The sequence below is a fragment of the Staphylococcus ureilyticus genome, from assembly GCF_025558845.1.
GTDB classification, from domain to species: Bacteria; Bacillota; Bacilli; order Staphylococcales; family Staphylococcaceae; genus Staphylococcus; species Staphylococcus ureilyticus.
In genome coordinates, this window is the sequence record NZ_CP094825.1 from 576261 (window position 1) to 595471 (window position 19211).

Sequence of the window (19211 nt, forward strand, 5' to 3'; positions counted from 1 at the left end):
ATTGTAGGTATAAAATAAATAAAAAAACCAAAATGTACAGGTTTGCTATAATTACTAAATTAGTGCATTTTGATTTAATTTAGTCATTCAATCTTTTAATATAGGTTTTAATTTGTATGAGTTAAATAAATTTTGTTTTGTTGTGTGTCTTAATGGGAAAATGTAATTGTAATCAACTTAGGAGGTAATATTTATGAAATCTAAAGGTTTAGCGTTGGTAACAGCATCAGCTATATTATTAACAGCATGCGGGAATGGGTCATCAGATAGTGGTACTAAATCTGAAAGCTCAAATAATAACGGTGATAACAAACAAGTTATTGCGTTAGATAAGATCAAAACAAGCCCTGAAGATGCTATTAAAAAAGCTCAAGATGTATATAGTGGCCAAAATTTAAAAGGTATATCTTATGAGAAAAGTAATGGCGAGTGGGCATATAAAATAGAACAACAAAAACAAGGTGAAGAATCTGAAGTAATTATTTCAGATAAAAATAAGAAAGTGTTAAATAAAGAAACTGAAAAAGAAGATTCAGTTAATAAAAATGATGAGTTTAAATATAGCGATGCGATCGACTATAAAGAAGCGATTAAAAAAGGACAAAATGAATTTGATGGAGACATAAAAGAATGGTCACTGTCAGAAGATGACGGCAAACTTGTATACGACATGGATATACAAAAAGATAAAACTAAACATGAAATCACAGTTGATGCTAAAAATGGAAAAGTATTAAATAACGAAGAAGATAGTTAAAATAAGCCCACCTAAATGTAAAGGTGGGTTGTTTAAAAAAAATATATTCAGCAGTGGTGACTGCAAGAAACCAAATTAATTTATTGGTTCTACTTCATCTAAAATTTCATCTTGTCGTTTTTCCATTGCTTCATACTCACTTTCACTTACATTATCTTCGTACATCTTGTCTGAAAGATCAAAATATTCATCTTGTAGTTTTGCTTCTTTTTCTTCTTGTTGTTTAGCCCACTCATTTTGATCATTAATCCATTTGTCATGAGATGATTGCTCTTCGGGAGTTCGATAAACACCATTATTTTCATAATCATATCTTTTTTCTTGTTGAGTATTCTGCTCTGATTGTTGAATTTGTTGTATGTTAGCGTTAGTTTGTTCTTCAGTGGCAACATGTTGCTCATTGTTTTGATTAGCTACGTTAGATTGTTGGTCATCACTATTGTGTGATTGACTGTCACTGTTAGAAGTCTGGCTTTTGTTATCAGAGTTATCTTCCTTATCGGTTTTCTTATCATTTGATTCCTTTTTATCGTCATTAGATTTCTTTTTACTTGATGATTTAGTTTCTTTCTTGTCATCTGATTTACTTTCCTCTTGGCCACATGCTGCTAAAACTAAAATACTTGTTAATAATAAAAATAAGACTTTTTTCATTTAATATTCTCCCTTAAAAATAATATATTAACTTAATTGTACTACACTTAAAAAATGATAGTGATAACAAAAAGTTATGAATAAAAAGTGTTTTATGTGAATTTGCTTATGCTTAATGATTAATCAAATGATATTATAGAACATCAAACGGACAATTATACGTAAATTAATTTCTCGATGCAGCACAGAGTGAATGTCAGAGTGTTCTTAGATGAAGATATTATAATTATTAAATTTTGTTATGTATAAGTCGAGTTATGTTATCATTTAATAGCAATATATATATAATTCGAATCAATTATTATTAAAGATAATAATATCAAGATAGACAATTGAGTTTTATCAGGGGAGTTATAATGAAGTTTAATTTAATTATGGTTATTAATAAAGATATGAATAAGTTACTATTTTGTTATAGAAAAAAGAAACCGTATAAATATAGATATAATTTTGTCGGAGGTAAAATTGAAAGTCATGAAAATAGTGTAAATGCTGCTTATAGAGAGTTGTTTGAAGAAACAGGTATCTCTATGGGTGAAATAAATTTAAAAAGATATATTGATTTAAATTATTGGTTAGAAGACGTCTTTATTGAAGTGTATTATGGAGTGTTGAAAGAGGACATTGAATTAGTCCCCGAAAAAAATGAGTTATTTTGGATAGATTTAAATCAAAATTTCTATGATAATGATATTTTTGCGGGAGAGGGACTTATTGGTCACATTATTGAACATTTGGAAATCTTAAATAAGTAAAATAATGAAAATATAGAAAGGGGATTAAAAGTGGCAAAATATGATGCATTTGAATTAGATATAAAAGAAGGTCAAATAGCTAACTTAGATAAACTAAATAATAAAAAAAAGAAATTAATAGAAAATGGAAATATAATATATATATATAAGTAATAAGCCTAAAAAGAAATATATAGGTCAAACTAAGCATTTTTTAAAAAGACATAAGCAGCATTTTAATGGAACTGAAGTAAAATTTAATGAAGCGAATTTTAACAAAGTGATAATTCTTACATCTCAATATTTTCATTTATCAGCTTTAAATGACGTTGAAAAACAATTAATTACATATTTTGCAGCTGATTTATCCAAAAACCAAAAATTAAATTATGATGATGACGAAGTGATCAACTTGACTAACGGAAATGCTGTAATTGATTACATAGAGAAAGAAAAAGTTGAAACAGAAGTTATATTACCATTTTGGGAAAATGAATTATATCCTTTATGGGTGAATACACCAACAATTGATAAATTAAAATCTAATGTTTTAGTAAAATATAGCCCTATAAAAACATTGACATTGGAACAGGTTAATTTAATTTCAAAAATATTAAATAAACCACATGAAGATTTTGTTATAAACGGAGATGCAGGTACGGGGAAAACAGTATTACTTACACATATTGTTGCTGAATTATTAGAAAACACAAATAAGAGAATTGCTATTGTGGTACAACCCAATTGGATTGATACGGCAGCGAATATTTTTAAAGTTTATAACTTGAAGAATGATAATTTGAAAGTAACGACATCAACATCACTAATAAATAATTATTTAAGTGAAAAAGAAATGTTTGATGTAGTTATAGTAGATGAGTCACATAAAATGTCTAGAAAGTATTCAAAACAGCATCCAACATTCAACAAAGTTTATCAAGATCAGTTTGAAGAAGCCGAAAATCATTTAGAGTGTATTAAGCAAATTGGAAAACAAATTATTCTAATGTATGATGTGTTACAAGGCATTAGGCCTGCAAACATTCAACGTTCTAAATTTATGGAAGAAACAAAAAATTTCCAAAAAGAATATTTAACAACTCAATTTAGAATTCAAGCACCAGAAGGTAAAAATTACAACTCAGATGATTATATAAATGGTATTAAGTATTTATTATATAAAGATACTGGACTTTTAGATATGACAAATTTTAATCCTGATTTTGATAGGGATTTATTTAGAGATAAAAGTGAAGATGCATATTTTGGTTATTTTGAAAATAAGCCTTTGAATAGTTTAATTGAATGGCTAGAAGATGATTTGAATTATCATCATAATCACGTAAATAGAGTTTTAGGTGGATTAGTTGAACCATGGAAACAAGCAGATGGTAACGACCCTAGTATTACACATTGGCATGAAGATGGTATAAAAAGACGGTGGAATTCTAAGCAAGAAAATTGGATTAATTCTTCTGATAAAGATGCCAAAGAACAAATAGGTTCAGTTTTTGCAGTTCAAGGAATTGATCTTAATAAAGTCGGAGTTTTAATAGGTGATGATTTGCAAGTTGATTCGAATGGTAAATTGTATGGAGAAACTAAGAATTTTTATAATGTAAATGGCGTTTTTCCAAAAAAAGATTTTACTCCTGAAAATGAATTTGAATTTACAATTTTTGTTCTAAATATCTATTACGTATTACTTACTAGAGGAATAGATGGAATTCGTATAGGATTTTGGAAAAATGAGAGGTTTAAGGACTACATGAAGCAAACGCTTGATATTAATTAGGTAGAAATATTTAAGGTGGCATACAAACTAAAAGTATTTTTGTAATTAGAATAATTACATATGTTGCCCCAAAATTATGTTGTTTTTGCAATTTTAACATTTTACACTAAACCATGAAAACAACGTAAACATTGCTATTATAATACTTATAGATGTTTTTAAATGTATAGATAATCGCTTTAATCAACTCCCGCCGTCTCCATATTAGAGCTCTCAACCACAACGGTTGAGGGCTTTTTTCATGTATGAAAATTTTGAAATTTATTGAAAGTTGTTCTAGAAAGATACGTGTGTAATTATCATAATATGGTAGATACTTATAAGAATCTACCTAGTGATATGGATGAACTTCAATATATGAACCTAAAATCGATTGTAGAGGACATTACAGAACTATACAACGATTGTGATATTAAAGTACAACAGATTATTAAATTGTCATGGTGGGACGATAACAACCATACAGATAACGTTATAGCTGATGTAATGGGTATAAGTGAATTAACGTTAAGACACGCAAAAGAAGTGATATTAAAGCGTGTTGCGAAAGCAGTTGACTATGTGTGATGTATGATAAAGGTACTGTAAAAGAATTTATATTAAACTACCATAAAACAATAGATAATAACGATACAAGCTTTGAAGATGTTATATTTTTTAATGAATTAGAGGCTATTGTTGAAAGAGTAGCGACTGAAGAAGAACATAATTTATTCTTATTACTTAGTAATGGTGTGAAATTTGAAGAAACTGGGAGTATATTTGGTGTGCAGTCACAAAGAATTAGGCAGATGTTTAATAGTTTATTGGATAAAATGAAGTAAATAAAAGGGGGCTGAAAACCACCCCTTTTTTATTTATTTTTGTTATTATTCATCTTTTGTCCAATTGTAGTAATTGTAAATACTATTATAAATAGACCAATTCCTATTAAGATAGAACTTAATGTCTGATTGGTAACTAAATTTAAAATTAGCAACGCATACAACGTGGATAATAAGGCTGATAAAAAAACAATTAAAATTTTAATAATAGAAAACACCTCATTTGCTACTGATTTACAACACTATCTACAGTACCATCAACTTTACCTTTAATTATAATGCCATTTTTAGGAACTGCATTACCGCCAAATGCATTAACTAGATACCCTGCAAACGAACCTGTAAAACCACCTGATACACCGCCAATTAAAGCTCCTAACGCACCAGCTGCACCAGACCCTCCAGCTTTTATTATACCTGTTGCTGCACTATGTGATAGGTATAAGTCTACTTTATCCGAATTTTTGCCTTTACCATATACTGCTTTTGTTACTCCGCCTTTCTTAGCGGCATAAGTATTGATACTATTATTACTTTCAGCTGATTCAAAACCGCTAGTATCATATCCTTTTTTATTTAATTCTGATTTTAACTCTTGATCTGAAATATATTTAACGTAGTGGTCTCCTTCTTTTTGTGCATCACTTGGTATGTTATTTATACTCAATTGTTGTTTTTGATGGACATTAATGTTTTCTTTACTCGCTTGTGTGATAGGTGAACCGGCTAAAGATAACGTAAATATTGATGCTAATACAATACTAGTAAACTTCGCATAATTGTTCATAATGAATACCTCCTTTGATTTATATAACTAACATAACAATATAATGTAAAATAAAATGGGATTTTTCATAAGTGTTGCAATATAATTCCAAACTGATAGTATTTACTAAAACCAATAAGTAATAAAATGATTTTAAATTACTAGAATAAGTTTTACCATTCCTTAATAGAGTGCTCTCTAATAATACTGTTTAGGATAGGCAATATGCGCTTTCCCTATTTTTTATGGTACAATATAAATGAGGAAACAGTGTTTAACACTGGCATACTATCATTTGGTTGTATGTTTTATTTTATTACGTGCAGTGGACTTACTTGCGTTTAGTAGTAAGAAGCTAACTGTACCGTTTTGATTTAATCCACCCACACTAGTCACTGGGTGGTTATTTTTTCATTTACATATGCGAACGAATGTTCCTTTGTGTTTAGTGAGGTGATACTATGATGCCAAATAAATATAAAAATGAAACTGACTATCGTAAAATACCACGTGAATATCTTAATCCACGCATACCAAAGGGCAGAGGAATGGTTAAATGGCAACCATTCAAGACGATGCCCGAACAGTACGAAAGATTAGAACAGTATATGAATGACCAAAATAAGATAGACAAGCCCACATTAAGAGACCACCAACTTGCTGATTTAAACGATACACTAATATTTAAAATGTAAAACCAACCATTAATTGATTTACGTTACTTTGAAGGTGGATATATTGAAACAAAAGTGAATTACATACACAAAATAGACCCGTAAACAGAAACTCTACAATTATATGAAGTAACTGGTTTAAGTGATGTTAATTTATTAGATATTGTGGAGATAAAATAAGCCCACCTAATCGTTTAAGTGGGTTGTTTTATAAAAGATATATGCACAAGTAGTGTAATCGTAAATATTATTGACTATATTTATTTTGATAATATTTTAATGCTGCAAGTTTTTGCTCTGCGTCTTCAACTTCATATTGATTATTTTCAATTGCATACATAGTTTGCTTTTCGCCAGATGAAAGACCATCCCCAGTGTTTTTACGCCATTCTTGGTCAGGCATATTCATATATGGATTATTAGGATCATAACCGTTAGCTTGTTGATTGTCTTGTTGCGGTTGTTGTGTGTTAGCGGTGTTTTGTTGTTGGTTAGCATTCATTTGTTTATTTTGTTGGTCTTGTTGATCTGAATTAGCTTGTTGTGTATTGCTAGTAGTTTGATTTTGATTATCTACGTTAGCTTGTTGGCCATCACTATTTTGTGATTGACTGTCACTGCTAGTAGTTTGATTATCGCTATCAGAGTTATCTTCTTTATCTGTTTTCTTATCCTTAGATGCATTTTTATCATCATTTGATTTTTTCTTATCATCTTTTGATGATGATTTTGTTTCTTTTGTATCTTCTGATTTATTTTCTTCTTTATTCCCACATGCTGCTAAAACTAGAAAACTTGCTAATAATAAAAATAAAAACTTTTTCATTTAATACTCTCCCTTAAAAATAAATTATTAACTTAATTGTACTATACTTAAAAAATAATAGTGATAACAAAAAGTTATGATTAACATTACTATTTGTGAATTTACTTATATTACATTTCGAAAAAAGGTAACGTAGTATTATCTATTTAATGTAGAGATTATTTTTGTGTTTATCTATGTTAGAATATTCTGTGAATTAAAAAGGATGTGTATTTATCATAGAACATAAATTAGTAGAATATCATTCACGTTATTGGGAACAAATTAATGAATTGAATAAACAAGAAGGATGGCAAAACCTTGTTGAAAATAAAGATATGTATAGAAAATCTTTAGAAAACTCTATAACAATTGTTGCAGTCGATAAAAGCAGTAATGTTATAGGATTTATTAGAGGCATAACAGACGGTTATACTACTTTGTTTATCTGTGAGTTGCTTATAATAGAACAGAAAAGAGGTAGGGCATAGGTAATGAGCTGATAAATCACTTACATAAAATGTATCCAGATACAAGAATTGATTTATTAGCAACAAACCGTTCAGCAAAATTTTACGAAAAACAAGGTTTTAGAAATTTTCATGGTTATAGAAAAAATTTTAATAACTAAATTTCTAATATGAGGTGATAATGTATGATTCAATCTATAAACCACGTGACTTATTCAGTATCAGATATTAAGACATCTATTGCTTTCTATAAAGATATATTAAAAGCTAAAATTTTAGTAGAGAGTGATAAGACAGCTTATTTTACTTTAGGTGGACTATGGCTGGCATTGAATGAAGAAAAAGATATACCAAGAAATGAAATTCAATACTCCTATACGCATATGGCATTTACAATTGATGAAAGTGAATTTAAAGAATGGTATCAATGGTTAAAAGTTAGAAATGTGAACATATTAGAAGGGCGTACAAGAGATATAAGAGATAAGAAATCAATATACTTCACTGATCCAGACGGGCACAAGTTAGAACTACATACAGGTACATTACAAGATAGGTTAGATTATTATAAAGAAGAAAAGCCACATATGAAATTTTATAAATAAGTAGGTTATATTATGAATGTAGAAACAAGATTATTTGATGAACGTGACTTAAATAAAATCGATGAATTGTTAGTTTTATATGAAGATTTAGGTTATCCAACAATAGAAGAGGATTTAGTTAATCGTTTGAACAAGATATACAGTCATGAAGATTATTATTTGTTACTTTTAATAAAAGATGATGTGATAATTGGTTTAAGTGGTATGTGTAAAATGTTGTTCTATGAAAAAAATGGTGAATATATGCGTTTACTAGCGTTCGTTATTAATTCTAGTTATAGAGGGAAAGGCTATGGAACACTTTTATTAAAAGAGTCAGAAATTTTAGCAACTCAATTAGGATGCAAAGCAATTACTTTAAATAGTGGTAACAGAGAAGAAAGAGATAATGCTCATAGTTTTTATAAAAGTAATGGGTTTGAAAATAAATCATTAGGGTTTTCAAAAAGTATTATATAAATAATGTTTTATAAATTTATGCTGTATTTAAGGGGAAGGTTGTTAAAATATGAATAAAATAATAGTTATTGGGTCGTCTGGATCTGGTAAATCTACATTATCAAGGCAACTATCGAATATTTTAGACATTCCAGTTTATCATTTAGATGCACTATTTTGGAAACCTAATTGGATTATGTCCAAAGAAAATGAACAAATAGATATTCAAAATTCATTACTAGAAAGTAGTGAATAGATTATTGATGGAAATTATACTGGAATTTTAGAAGATAGATTACAGTTAGCTGATACTATAGTATTTTTGAATTTACCAAGAAGAATTTGTTATTACAGAGTTTTCAAAAGGTTATTCAAAAACAAAGGTAAGACTAGATTTGATATGGGAAAAGACTGTAAAAAAAGAATAACTTTCACGTTTTTGAAATATATTTGGAATTACCCTAAATATCGAAAACCATTTTTATTGGATAGATTTAATGAGGTAGAAAAGCATAAAGATATATTTGTTTTAAATAGCATTAAAGAAATTAAGGAGTTTAAATTAAAAATAAGACAGTAGCAAACACCAAACAACTATACATATATTCACTACTCGATGCATCAGAGAGCGAATGTCAGAACTATATAGTTAGTTATTTAATGTAACAAAAGCTATTACTCAAAAATGAGTATGTAACAGTACACGGTCAAAAATGACCACGTACTATTGCTCAAGAATGGACGATAGCAAACGAACAAAATTGTCTGATTGTAGATAAATGAAAATGCAAAAGTAGGATTATTTTTGAACTCATATTGTATTAGTTTGCTTTTTAGAAGATAATTAAGCAAAATTAAAATAATTGAGGTGAAGTTATGAAAGATAAAAAGTTAATTATTATGATAAGCAGTATTTTAGGTGTTATGTTACTACTGTTTATGGTATTTGAAGTAGCAACTATGTTTAATTCTACATTAACTGAAAGTTCAAAGCGTAGTTTAGAAATTTCTATAGCTTTATTTGCAATGTTTGCTACATTTGGTGGTGCTTATCTAGGTGCAAAAATATCTGGGGAAAACGCTTTTAAAGTTGAAAAAGAGAGACAAAGACAGGATAAGTTTGATAAAGTTTATCAATTTAAAAGCTTATTAAAAATGAATTCCTTTCATCTTTACGATTTCCATCTAAAATTATGTGAATCATATAAAATAGACAAAGAGATATTTTTATCAGACCTTCAAAAATTTAGAAGTGAAATCTATGATGGATATATACCTAAAAATCTATATAGTAATGATAATATAAAATTCTTTGATAATCATTCTGATAATATGCGTAAAGAAAAAAAGAAAGTTTACTTTAATAAGCATGATTTAAAAAATATTGAGTATTTTTTAGAAATTATAAATGAGGTTAATATTGGTATATATTATTTTGATTCTGAATTTCAAGAAGTAGTTTTTGGATTAAAACAAGTTTTAAGTAAAATTTATTACAAAGTTGAATATTCTGATCAATACGATTTATATTATATTGATTTGTATGATAGTATGGAGAGATTGATTTTTAAAGCTGATTTTATGTGGCTAAGTCTATTGCATATTGATTTTTCAAAAGATATTACATAATGTAAATAACTTATTTTACAAGCATAAGTGGACGTATAGGAGCATGAAATAAAAATTAAAATAAGAATAAAATATTAGAAATTATATAGAGGAAATGAATACGTATAGAGTGCACAATTTTATGTTGTTTTTGTAATTTTAACATTTTACACTGAATCAGTAAGGCAATGTAAACGTTGATATGACAATGCTTATAGCGACTTTTAAATGTATACATAACTGCTTTAAAGAACTCCCGCCGTCTCCATATCCGAGCTCTTAACCACAACGGTTGAGGGCTATTTTCATGTATAAAAATTTTGAAATTTATTGAGAGTTGTTCTAGAAAGATACGTGTGTAATTATCATAATATGGTAGATACTTATAAGAATAAATCACATGATATGGAAAAAATTCAAGATATGAACTTAGGAACGATTGTAAAAGGTATTACAGCAGTTTATAACGATTGTGATATTAAAGTACAACAGATTATTCAATTGTCATGGTAGGACGTATATTTGAAGTATCAGATGAGAAAGTAAAACAAGTTTTTGATAGGGTAATGGATTGATTATCAAGGATATACACTTATGTGCTAGCCTTATTCTTTGTGTTAAAATAAAATTGATTCGTAGCTCAATGTCAATAAAGCAATTATATTGAAATTTTAAAGAATGGGTGATTTTGTGAAGATAAATCCTGAATTAGACACAAGTTATTTTATATCTATTTGGTTAAATATTTTATTTTTATTTGGTCTTATTTTTATTACACAATTAGAAAATTTGATTATATTAATACCTTACGTTCTTATAATGGGTGTAAATTCAATATACATAGTTATTAAAGCAATGAAAATTAGAAATAATCGTAGTTTATGAATGTTTTGTATAGTTAATTGAATATTTTTGTCTTTCTAATAAGCCATTCACACATGTCAATGGGTGGTTATTTTTTATTTACATATAATAACAAGTGTTCCGTCAATATTTATTGAGGTAATACTATGACTCCAGATAATTATAAAAATGAAACTGATTATCGTAAAACACTACGTGAATATCTTAATCACGAATACTACAAGAACATGGATTAGTTAAATTACATCTTTTCAAGTTTATGCTCGAAAAGTATGAAATGTTAGAATAGTATGTTGAAGATCAGAATAAAATAGTTAAGTCTTTATTTAGCGATAATCAACTATATGAATTGAATAAACTTTAACGTTCGAAATGCTCAATGATTCAGAAGTGATTATTAGTTATTATGAAAGTGGATATATTAAAAATATAGAAGGATATATTCGCAAAGTAGATGACTATGTACAATTGTTTTATTTATATGAATGAAATGGATTAAATAGAATTAGTTTGAAGGATATTGCGGAGTTAAAATAAAAAGGGCATAGTTTAATGCCCATATAAAAATATGTTAAATAGGATTATCAATCATATAATTCAAGATAACTATCCGTAAATTCTTCTGATGAAATTTCTCCATTGTCTCTTTGTTGTTGTAATTCTGCAGCTTTATTCTGAATTTCATCGTACTCTTCACGAGAATATCCTTGATTTTCCATCTCTTCATAATTTGCTTCTTCTTGGTCTTTTTGTTGTTCAGGTGTTAAACAACCACCAACTGTACAATAAGTACCATCTTCTTTATATTCACCAAACATTGCGTCACCAGCAGGTACATTTGATTGCTCTTTATTAGACACTTGTGAGTTTTGTTGTTGTTCAGATTCAGATTGTTCTGCTTTCTCTTGCGACTGAATAGGTTGTTGTGTCATCTGTTGCTTTTGTGTATTCACTTGTTCTTGTGATTGAACAGGTTGTTCATTAATTTCATTTTGTTACTTCATCATTAGAACTATCATTTGATTTGTCTTTGCTATCTTCAGATTGTTTAATATCATTCTTTTCATCATTTGATTTCTTATTACTTGATGATTTTGTTTCCTTACTATCATCTGATTTACTTTCTTCTTTATTGCCACATGCTGCTAATACTAAGAAACTTGCTAATAATAAAAATAAAATCTTTTTCATTTAATGCTCTCCCTTAAAAATAATTATTAACTTAATTGTACTATACCTAAAAAATAATAGTGATAACAAAAGGTTATAGTTAAATTTAATATTTGTGAGTATGCTTATGGTTATTTAATAAAGCGAAAACTATACGTAAATTCATTGCTCGATGTATTACAGAGTAAATGTCAGAAATATATATTAAGTAACTTAATGTATGATGGGTATGTAACGAAAGTTATTAATCTAAAGAAGAATAGCAGATTTAAAAATTGTAATCATTTTAGATAGTGAAAAATAATATGTAAATAATTAATGATAGGAGATTATATTTTTTGAATAACATTATTGTTGAATGAAAGTGAAAGAATGTTACAATATTCTTTGTTAAATTTTAAAACAGTATAAGGAGTAGTAATGAGGATAGAATGGATTTAATTGGAATTTTTACTATGTTATTAATATTACTTATAGGGATCGTTGTTACTGTTGTATTTTGGCTAGTAATCTTTAAAATATTGCATTGGGCTTTGGGTGATACTGGGTGTATTGTGGTTATGGTAATAATTGGTGGACCAACCATTGGATTAATATTATATGTTATATATAAATATTTTGGATATTAATATTTAATTATGTATTTTATGTTAAAAACATCTCTACTAAGTTATATGTACTAGGAATATAGATAAGAGTTTATTGTGAAATTAAAAGTTTGTTTATTTCAGCATTGGTAACTATAATTTTTTTGAGTGGATGTGATTTATAAGTCTGGATGATGTGAGGAATTCAAATGAATCCAATGAAGACCATAAAAAGTCGAATGAAAATGATGAAAGTAATTCAAAACATAACAAACAAAATGTCGATGATAAGTCACATGATTAAGGTGGAAAATTAACTATCAATCAAGCGAAAACAATTGCTAATGAAAAGTTATAAACGGAAAATCAAGTATTTTTTTAATAAGAGTGATTAATACATCACAAAGGCAAAAGTGACGAAAATCACTATTACATAGAAACACCTTTTTATGGTCAAAATGAGGCATCTTAAGCATAAGTAATTGTGGACAAAAATAAAGGAACGACTCTTGAAAATACATAAGAAAAACGTACAATTGGGAAGTCTATAAAAAAAGAGCAACATTCTGAAAATACAACCGATGAAAAAAGTGCTGAGCCAGCTACTCAAGAACGATTTAAAGAAACAGATTAATAACATTATTAAGTATTTAAGTAATTAACTCTTGCATGCGGGAACGAATACATTAAGAGTGCACAAATTTCTTTTGTTTTTGCAATTTTAATATTTTACACTACAGCATCAAGACAATGTAAACGTTGATATAGCAATAGTTATAAAAATGTATAGTTAATCGCTTTAACGAACTCCCAGCGTCTTCATAGCCGAGCCTTCACCCATTGCGGTTGAGGGCTTTTGTTTTATTAAAAATCTATATGCTATGTGCTTGTGCATTATTTTTGAAAGCAATTAAGTTATTGTAAAAATGTATTTCGATTTAGGAATGTATCTAATTTGCAATGCTAAGTAATTAGTTGGATAATTAATTTATAATACTTACACAGGGTGAATATAGATGGACGAAATTTTTGTTTTTAAAATAAAAGCGAGCGATGGAAATATGTTTCGTGAGTATGTAGAAAATATTTGGGAAATTAGTGAAGCATTGGCTTTAAAAAGGTTTGAAAAAGCAATTAAGAAACATGAATACTTTTACTTAAAAGACAGTGGTAGATATATCAATGTGAGTAATATTATTTCAATAGACGTAGAACTTTTGAACTAAAAAGATTAAATTATATAAAATAGAATACTTAAATAAGATTATCAATGTGAAATATAAAAAATATTGATATCATGAGTTGTTTTTCATTGACTTATGCATACAGTTAGACTATAAACTTTCTGTCATAATCAAGTTATAATATCATGAAAATTAGTAATTCAATGTGCCTAACTAATTAAAATGTATATTTGAGAATTTAATATGATAATGTCCAAAAGGAGCTATAAAATTGAAAAAGGTAATAATGTTAATTAGCGTGTATATTGTTGGAAAATTAGCTTCTGCAGTGACAAATTTTGTTAATGATATACGAAAAGGCAATAAAAGTAGTTTTAAACCGAACTCCCAATTTTTTAAAAGAGAAGATGGTTTAGCTGATAAAAACATTCTTTTTTTAGGTTCTTCAATTACATATGGTGCAGCTTCTCATGGGATTTCATTTGTTGAATTTTTAAATATAGAATTTCATATGAACACAACGAAAGAAGCACTTTCGGGTACAAGTTTGGCAGGAACAGAAAAAAATTCATATGTCCAAAGAATAAAAAAAGAGAAGTTAAGTAAAAACAAATTTGATTTGTTGATTTGTCAGTTATCAACGAATGATGGTGGGTTAAATAAATCTGTAGGTGAAATAAAGAAAGAATATGATCATACTGCTTTTGATGTAGAAACAACAATTGGCGCAATGGAATATATTATTAGTTACGCTAAATTAACCTGGGATACGCCTATATTATTTTATACTTGTATTAGAAAAGCAGATCCTTATTATGAATTTTTGGTATATAATTTATATAAACTAAAAGAAAAATGGGATATTGAAATTTTAGATGTTTGGGGCAATCAATGGGCAAATGAACAAATAAAATATGATAATACACTTTTTACTGATGATGCACACCCAACTTTAAAAGGCTATCGCTATATTTATACACCACTTTTTAAAGAAAAGATAAAAAATATATTGAGCAAAGAAATATAAAAATGAACTACTTTTTACGAATCAGAAAAGATAGCAGTTCATTTTGGATTTAATGCAGAAGGATAGGCAAATGAATGCCTATCCTTTTTAATTATCCAGTATTTATTTTTTAGGAAAAATGAACAAAGTAAAAATACTTAAGACAATAGAAATCATAGCTAGATAAACTGGTGCATTCTTAATTTAAGTATTAAAAATAAAGTGCTTTTATAACAGTTAGTCCTAAAGACAATAAAACTGTATTTGAAAATATATTTCACTATATAAATAATAGTAATTTTATTTATAATATTTTGCTATTAACTAAATTTTAAGTGAAAAAAGATAACAATATTGTAAGTACACTTAATTCATATTGATTGATAAAATAATTTTATATAACGAAAGGAATGATTTTAAATGAAAAAGATATTGATTTTAATGCCAGTTGTAATACTAGGTTTAGCAATAATACTAATAGGCATGTACATAGTATCTAATGGAAAAAAGCAAGAGGGAGAAATTGCCGGCATAATCAATCAAATTTAATAAATAATGTAGTTAATAAAAGTAGGTTGCACATTATTCCTTAAATTTTTTTAGCAGTGTGTACTTTACAAATGCATAGTCATAAAGTGATTAATAGATGATGCTTATGTTTCTTTTTATAAAACTAAATTTCAGTAAACAAACGCTCACCCATTGGTGGGCGTTTTTGTAATAAAAACTATTTTTAGAGTGGGTTTAATAGGTTAAGGCTAAATGAATATAATTATATGTATAATTTTAGAAGTAAAGATTTAAGCATGTGCTTTGAGAAGCATTAACTTTTTAATTACAAATTTACTTTTAACAATTTTTTGCGTTGTAATAAGAGATAAGTACGTTTGTCCAAAAAATCATTTAGCATATTAATCTTGTTGAGATCTTAAAATATAAAAATAAAAAACCAAAAATATGATGATTGATGGTGGTAAACTTATAGATATTGTTTTTATAAATTCGTTACTAATCAAAAGCAATGTATTGAAATTAGAAGCGTTCATAATTTCATTTATTTTTGTTTCTGATGGTCTGGTTAAAATTGTGATAAATGTTATTATCAAGAAAAAAATAGTAGAATATTTTAGACTTTTTTTAAATCTCATAAAGCACCTCATTTTGATTTAGCATATCATGATTTTGAAATAACTATGACAAATGAATTATTTGTTCATATTATATAATAATAATTTATTTATGTCACAGTGTTGCTGAATTTTACTATAAAAAGCGTTGATTAAACGAGCTCACAAAAACGGTTTAAAAGTTCATGTGTTTACATTGAATAGTCAAGAAGAAGTAAAAGAAATGAAAAAAATGGGTGTTGACGGTGGTTTTAATAATAACCCATAGATAAAATAATAAATTCATCCCACCAATGATATATATAACCACACTGTGTTTAGGTAGGGACTTGAATCCTTTAGAAGATTAAATTATTAATGAGAATACTAAAATTTAAATTTATATACTTATATACAGGGAAAATTTTTTACATAAATCGTTTATATGTATATCGTTTTGGCTATATTTAAGCATGTCTAAAATTGAAAGGTGTATTGAAATGGAAAAATTAAATCAAGTCATGCTATATGTAGATGATCAGTCAAAAGCTGTTGATTTTTGGAAAAATACCATGGGGTTTGCAGTTTTATCAGAAGAAGCATTAGCGGAGGGATATAAAGCAGTAGAAATTGCTCCCAATAATGAAGTTGAAACATCTATCTCTATTATGGAAAAAGAATTTATAAAAAAATATAGCCCAGGCGTTAATCTGGGAACACCATCACTGATGTTTAAAGCTTCTAATTTTGATGAGCTTTATACAAAATTAAAAGACATGGGTTTAACTGGACATGATATTATTGAAATGTCAGGAACGCGTGTATTTAATTTTCAAGATGGACAAGGTAATTATTTTGCAGTAAGTGAATAGCATTTAGTATTTCTTAAAATAAATAGCTGTGATCAAAAGGACTGAAATCAAGGCGATGAAATTCGTTGGTTTCAGTCTTTTTTAGTAATTGTAAGCATATTTATTATACCTTATAGGGGTATGTGTTATAATCGTTTATGTTAAGAGAATAACGATACACTTTGTAAGGAGGATATAATATGACAAGTTCCAATAATCATGAAGCACATGATAGTCATGAGCATCAGATGCACGAAGGACATCATACACATCATCATGAAGAACATGAAATGCATGAACACCATGGACATCATCATGGTAATTTTAAGCGTAAATTTTTTATATCATTATTATTTGCCATACCAATCATCATTTTATCACCAATGATGGGAATAAAATTACCGTTTCAGTTCTCATTTAATGGTTCTGATTGGATTGTATTAGTACTTGCTACAGTTTTGTTTTTCTATGGTGGCAAACCTTTTTTAACTGGTGCAAAAGATGAACTTGCGTCTAAAAAGCCTGGTATGATGACACTTGTTGCGTTAGGTATTTCTGTAGCATATGTTTATAGTTTATATGCATTTTATATGAATCATTTTAGCAATGTATCAGGACATGTAATGGACTTTTTCTGGGAATTAGCAACATTAATATTAATTATGTTATTAGGACATTGGATAGAAATGAATGCAGTTGGTAATGCAGGCAATGCTTTAAAGAAAATGGCAGAACTTCTACCTAACAAAGCAATAAGAATCATAGATTCAGAACAAAAAGAAGAAGTTTCTATTTCAGAAATCGAAGTGGATGATATCGTAGAAGTGAAAGCTGGAGAAAGCATACCGGCAGATGGTGTGATTATTCAAGGTAGTACTTCTGTAGATGAATCATTAGTCACAGGAGAATCTAAGCAAGTGGTTAAAAATGTACAAGATGAAGTGATTGGTGGTTCAATAAATGGTTCAGGTACGGTAAATGTCAAAGTAACTGCTACAGGTGAAAATGGCTATTTATCCCAAGTGATGGGGTTAGTCAATCAAGCACAAAATGACAAATCAGACGCTGAATTATTATCAGATAAAGTAGCAGGCTATCTATTTTATTTTGCAGTGAGTATTGGTTTAATATCATTTATCGTGTGGATGATTATCCATAATAATTTAGATTTTGCTTTGGAACGATTAGTGACAGTATTGGTTATTGCTTGTCCGCATGCATTGGGATTAGCAATACCACTTGTTACAGCACGTTCTACTTCTATTGGTGCACATCATGGCTTAATCATAAAAAATAGATCTTCTGTTGAATTAGCTCAGCATATTGACTATATTATGATGGACAAAACAGGGACTTTAACTGAAGGTGATTTTTCAGTTAATCATTATGAAAGCTATACACCTCAAAGTGATAATGAAGCAATCCTATCTTTATTTGCTTCATTGGAAAGTAATTCTAACCATCCACTTGCTTTAGGCATCGTGACGTTTGCAAAAAATAAAGGTATCACAATCAAAAATCCTCAAGAAGTAACAAATATACCAGGTGTTGGTTTACAAGGTATAATAGAAAATCAAAAATATAAAATTACCAATGTAAGTTATTTAGAAAAAAATAATTTGAAATATGATATAGAACAGTTTGAAAAACTTGCTAAACAAGGTAATTCAGTTAGCTTTTTAATTCATAATGAAGCAGTCATTGGAGTGATTGCACAAGGTGATAAAATTAAAGAAAGTTCGAGAAAAATGGTTTCAGATTTATTATCAAGAAATATTACACCAGTGATGTTAACAGGTGATAATAATGAAGTGGCAAATACAGTCGCTAAAGAACTAGGTATTAATGATGTTCATGCTCAACTATTACCTGAAGATAAAGAAAAGATTATTCAAGACTATCAAGCTGAGGGACATAAAGTAATGATGGTTGGTGATGGAATCAATGATGCACCTAGTTTAATTCGAGCGGATATAGGTATGGCTATTGGTGCAGGTACGGATGTTGCTGTTGAATCAGGAGATGTGATTCTTGTTAAAAGTGCACCATCAGACATTATTCATTTCCTTACACTTTCTAAAAATACTATGAGAAAAATGGTTCAAAACTTATGGTGGGGCGCTGGATATAACATTGTTGCTGTACCGCTCGCAGCTGGCGTTTTAGCATTTATTGGATTAATCTTATCACCTGCTATCGGAGCAATTTTGATGTCTTTAAGTACGGTTATTGTTGCCATTAATGCGATGACATTGAAATTGAAATAGCACTATAAAAATTTTGAATAAATGTGCGAATATAGTGACTTTGATA

The 19211-nt window shown here is 28.2% G+C and carries 23 protein-coding genes and 1 pseudogene; 19 read left to right on the forward strand and 5 right to left on the reverse strand.

Annotated features, from left to right (window positions below):
• The first annotated feature begins 193 nt into the window (after positions 1 to 193).
• Positions 194 to 757 (forward strand): PepSY domain-containing protein, encoded by a 564-nt coding sequence (locus tag MUA21_RS02745; RefSeq protein WP_262561787.1) that lies wholly within the window; start codon positions 194 to 196, stop codon positions 755 to 757.
• A 75-nt stretch (positions 758 to 832) separates the two neighbouring features.
• On the opposite strand, the gene MUA21_RS02750 is transcribed toward MUA21_RS02745, so the two are convergent.
• Positions 833 to 1411 carry a hypothetical protein gene (locus tag MUA21_RS02750; RefSeq protein WP_262561788.1) on the reverse strand — a complete coding sequence of 193 codons (579 nt, stop codon included), beginning with the start codon at positions 1409 to 1411 and terminating at the stop codon, positions 833 to 835.
• Positions 1412 to 1767: 356 nt separating this feature from the next.
• Here MUA21_RS02750 and MUA21_RS02755 point away from each other — a divergent pair, with 356 nt between their 5' ends.
• The 5 genes from MUA21_RS02755 (at position 1768) to MUA21_RS02775 (ending at position 4764) form a co-directional block, all read left to right on the forward strand.
• Entirely contained in the window at positions 1768 to 2166 is a 399-nt protein-coding gene (locus tag MUA21_RS02755) for an NUDIX hydrolase (RefSeq protein ID WP_069796282.1), read from the forward strand.
• Between the two features lie 30 nt (positions 2167 to 2196).
• Positions 2197 to 2319 carry a hypothetical protein gene (locus MUA21_RS02760; RefSeq protein WP_262561790.1) on the forward strand — a complete coding sequence of 41 codons (123 nt, stop codon included), beginning with the start codon at positions 2197 to 2199 and terminating at the stop codon, positions 2317 to 2319.
• A 19-nt stretch (positions 2320 to 2338) separates the two neighbouring features.
• Positions 2339 to 3940: a DNA/RNA helicase domain-containing protein gene (locus MUA21_RS02765; protein WP_336606225.1), complete on the forward strand. Its 1602-nt coding sequence runs from the start codon at positions 2339 to 2341 to the stop codon at positions 3938 to 3940.
• Positions 3941 to 4297: 357 nt separating this feature from the next.
• Complete coding sequence (locus MUA21_RS02770) at positions 4298 to 4507, forward strand: hypothetical protein (protein WP_262561792.1); 210 nt, start codon at positions 4298 to 4300, stop codon at positions 4505 to 4507.
• Positions 4507 to 4764: a sigma-70 family RNA polymerase sigma factor gene (locus tag MUA21_RS02775; protein ID WP_438873806.1), complete on the forward strand. Its 258-nt coding sequence runs from the start codon at positions 4507 to 4509 to the stop codon at positions 4762 to 4764. Before MUA21_RS02770 ends, MUA21_RS02775 begins: the two co-directional genes overlap by 1 nt.
• A gap of 226 nt (positions 4765 to 4990) precedes the next feature.
• Here the strand turns inward: MUA21_RS02775 and MUA21_RS02780 are convergent, their stop codons facing one another.
• Complete coding sequence (locus MUA21_RS02780) at positions 4991 to 5551, reverse strand: hypothetical protein (protein ID WP_204180528.1); 561 nt, start codon at positions 5549 to 5551, stop codon at positions 4991 to 4993.
• A 440-nt stretch (positions 5552 to 5991) separates the two neighbouring features.
• Here MUA21_RS02780 and MUA21_RS02785 point away from each other — a divergent pair, with 440 nt between their 5' ends.
• A complete protein-coding gene (locus MUA21_RS02785) occupies positions 5992 to 6225 on the forward strand; it encodes a YolD-like family protein (RefSeq protein WP_245336307.1) in 234 nt (77 codons plus the stop codon).
• Positions 6226 to 6451: 226 nt separating this feature from the next.
• On the opposite strand, the gene MUA21_RS02790 is transcribed toward MUA21_RS02785, so the two are convergent.
• A complete protein-coding gene (locus tag MUA21_RS02790) occupies positions 6452 to 7030 on the reverse strand; it encodes a hypothetical protein (protein ID WP_262561795.1) in 579 nt (192 codons plus the stop codon).
• A gap of 272 nt (positions 7031 to 7302) precedes the next feature.
• On the opposite strand from MUA21_RS02790, the gene MUA21_RS02795 reads away from it, so the two are divergent.
• The 6 genes and pseudogenes from MUA21_RS02795 to MUA21_RS02820 all read left to right on the forward strand — a co-directional run bounded on the left by MUA21_RS02795 (position 7303) and on the right by MUA21_RS02820 (position 10643).
• Positions 7303 to 7500: a hypothetical protein gene (locus MUA21_RS02795; protein ID WP_262561796.1), complete on the forward strand. Its 198-nt coding sequence runs from the start codon at positions 7303 to 7305 to the stop codon at positions 7498 to 7500.
• Between the two features lie 164 nt (positions 7501 to 7664).
• The gene (gene fosB / locus MUA21_RS02800) at positions 7665 to 8084 is read left to right on the forward strand and encodes a FosB/FosD family fosfomycin resistance bacillithiol transferase (protein ID WP_262561797.1); all 420 of its coding nucleotides are present in this window, start codon (positions 7665 to 7667) and stop codon (positions 8082 to 8084) included.
• A 12-nt stretch (positions 8085 to 8096) separates the two neighbouring features.
• On the forward strand, positions 8097 to 8543 hold the full coding sequence (locus MUA21_RS02805; RefSeq protein WP_262561798.1) for a GNAT family N-acetyltransferase: 447 nt from the start codon (positions 8097 to 8099) through the stop codon (positions 8541 to 8543).
• 49 nt (positions 8544 to 8592) lie between these two features.
• Positions 8593 to 9102: pseudogene (locus tag MUA21_RS02810) on the forward strand (DNA topology modulation protein).
• Positions 9103 to 9398: 296 nt separating this feature from the next.
• Positions 9399 to 10151, forward strand: coding sequence for a hypothetical protein (locus MUA21_RS02815; protein WP_262561800.1), 753 nt, complete (start codon positions 9399 to 9401; stop codon positions 10149 to 10151).
• Between the two features lie 351 nt (positions 10152 to 10502).
• Positions 10503 to 10643: a hypothetical protein gene (locus MUA21_RS02820; protein WP_157948021.1), complete on the forward strand. Its 141-nt coding sequence runs from the start codon at positions 10503 to 10505 to the stop codon at positions 10641 to 10643.
• Between the two features lie 935 nt (positions 10644 to 11578).
• On the opposite strand, the gene MUA21_RS02830 is transcribed toward MUA21_RS02820, so the two are convergent.
• Together MUA21_RS02830 and MUA21_RS02835 are read right to left on the reverse strand one after the other, a co-directional pair.
• Positions 11579 to 11926, reverse strand: a complete 348-nt coding sequence (locus MUA21_RS02830) for a hypothetical protein (RefSeq protein ID WP_262561802.1) — start codon at positions 11924 to 11926, stop codon at positions 11579 to 11581.
• 55 nt (positions 11927 to 11981) lie between these two features.
• Positions 11982 to 12185: a hypothetical protein gene (locus MUA21_RS02835; protein ID WP_262561804.1), complete on the reverse strand. Its 204-nt coding sequence runs from the start codon at positions 12183 to 12185 to the stop codon at positions 11982 to 11984.
• Between the two features lie 410 nt (positions 12186 to 12595).
• Here MUA21_RS02835 and MUA21_RS02840 point away from each other — a divergent pair, with 410 nt between their 5' ends.
• The 6 genes from MUA21_RS02840 (at position 12596) to MUA21_RS02865 (ending at position 19165) form a co-directional block, all read left to right on the forward strand.
• Positions 12596 to 12793: a hypothetical protein gene (locus MUA21_RS02840; RefSeq protein ID WP_046207459.1), complete on the forward strand. Its 198-nt coding sequence runs from the start codon at positions 12596 to 12598 to the stop codon at positions 12791 to 12793.
• A 974-nt stretch (positions 12794 to 13767) separates the two neighbouring features.
• A complete protein-coding gene (locus MUA21_RS02845; protein WP_262561805.1) occupies positions 13768 to 13977 on the forward strand; it encodes a hypothetical protein in 210 nt (69 codons plus the stop codon).
• Between the two features lie 229 nt (positions 13978 to 14206).
• Positions 14207 to 14962, forward strand: a complete 756-nt coding sequence (locus MUA21_RS02850; RefSeq protein ID WP_262561806.1) for an SGNH/GDSL hydrolase family protein — start codon at positions 14207 to 14209, stop codon at positions 14960 to 14962.
• Between the two features lie 1254 nt (positions 14963 to 16216).
• Positions 16217 to 16336 carry a glycerophosphodiester phosphodiesterase family protein gene (locus tag MUA21_RS02855; RefSeq protein WP_145395313.1) on the forward strand — a complete coding sequence of 40 codons (120 nt, stop codon included), beginning with the start codon at positions 16217 to 16219 and terminating at the stop codon, positions 16334 to 16336.
• 211 nt (positions 16337 to 16547) lie between these two features.
• Entirely contained in the window at positions 16548 to 16919 is a 372-nt protein-coding gene (locus tag MUA21_RS02860) for a VOC family protein (RefSeq protein WP_046207467.1), read from the forward strand.
• A 179-nt stretch (positions 16920 to 17098) separates the two neighbouring features.
• Entirely contained in the window at positions 17099 to 19165 is a 2067-nt protein-coding gene (locus MUA21_RS02865; RefSeq protein ID WP_107526345.1) for a heavy metal translocating P-type ATPase, read from the forward strand.
• The last annotated feature ends 46 nt before the right edge of the window (positions 19166 to 19211 follow it).

Coding starts and splice junctions, on each gene's coding strand:
- MUA21_RS02745 (WP_262561787.1), top strand. CDS start 194: ATGAAATCTAAAGGTTTAGCGTTGGTAACAGCATCAGCTATATTATTA.
- MUA21_RS02750 (WP_262561788.1), bottom strand. CDS start 1,411: ATGAAAAAAGTCTTATTTTTATTATTAACAAGTATTTTAGTTTTAGCA.
- MUA21_RS02755 (WP_069796282.1), top strand. CDS start 1,768: ATGAAGTTTAATTTAATTATGGTTATTAATAAAGATATGAATAAGTTA.
- MUA21_RS02770 (WP_262561792.1), top strand. CDS start 4,298: ATGAACCTAAAATCGATTGTAGAGGACATTACAGAACTATACAACGAT.
- MUA21_RS02775 (WP_438873806.1), top strand. CDS start 4,507: ATGTATGATAAAGGTACTGTAAAAGAATTTATATTAAACTACCATAAA.
- MUA21_RS02780 (WP_204180528.1), bottom strand. CDS start 5,551: ATGAACAATTATGCGAAGTTTACTAGTATTGTATTAGCATCAATATTT.
- MUA21_RS02785 (WP_245336307.1), top strand. CDS start 5,992: ATGATGCCAAATAAATATAAAAATGAAACTGACTATCGTAAAATACCA.
- MUA21_RS02790 (WP_262561795.1), bottom strand. CDS start 7,030: ATGAAAAAGTTTTTATTTTTATTATTAGCAAGTTTTCTAGTTTTAGCA.
- fosB (WP_262561797.1), top strand. CDS start 7,665: ATGATTCAATCTATAAACCACGTGACTTATTCAGTATCAGATATTAAG.
- MUA21_RS02805 (WP_262561798.1), top strand. CDS start 8,097: ATGAATGTAGAAACAAGATTATTTGATGAACGTGACTTAAATAAAATC.
- MUA21_RS02815 (WP_262561800.1), top strand. CDS start 9,399: ATGAAAGATAAAAAGTTAATTATTATGATAAGCAGTATTTTAGGTGTT.
- MUA21_RS02820 (WP_157948021.1), top strand. CDS start 10,503: ATGGTAGATACTTATAAGAATAAATCACATGATATGGAAAAAATTCAA.
- MUA21_RS02830 (WP_262561802.1), bottom strand. CDS start 11,926: ATGACACAACAACCTATTCAGTCGCAAGAGAAAGCAGAACAATCTGAA.
- MUA21_RS02835 (WP_262561804.1), bottom strand. CDS start 12,185: ATGAAAAAGATTTTATTTTTATTATTAGCAAGTTTCTTAGTATTAGCA.
- MUA21_RS02840 (WP_046207459.1), top strand. CDS start 12,596: ATGGATTTAATTGGAATTTTTACTATGTTATTAATATTACTTATAGGG.
- MUA21_RS02845 (WP_262561805.1), top strand. CDS start 13,768: ATGGACGAAATTTTTGTTTTTAAAATAAAAGCGAGCGATGGAAATATG.
- MUA21_RS02860 (WP_046207467.1), top strand. CDS start 16,548: ATGGAAAAATTAAATCAAGTCATGCTATATGTAGATGATCAGTCAAAA.
- MUA21_RS02865 (WP_107526345.1), top strand. CDS start 17,099: ATGACAAGTTCCAATAATCATGAAGCACATGATAGTCATGAGCATCAG.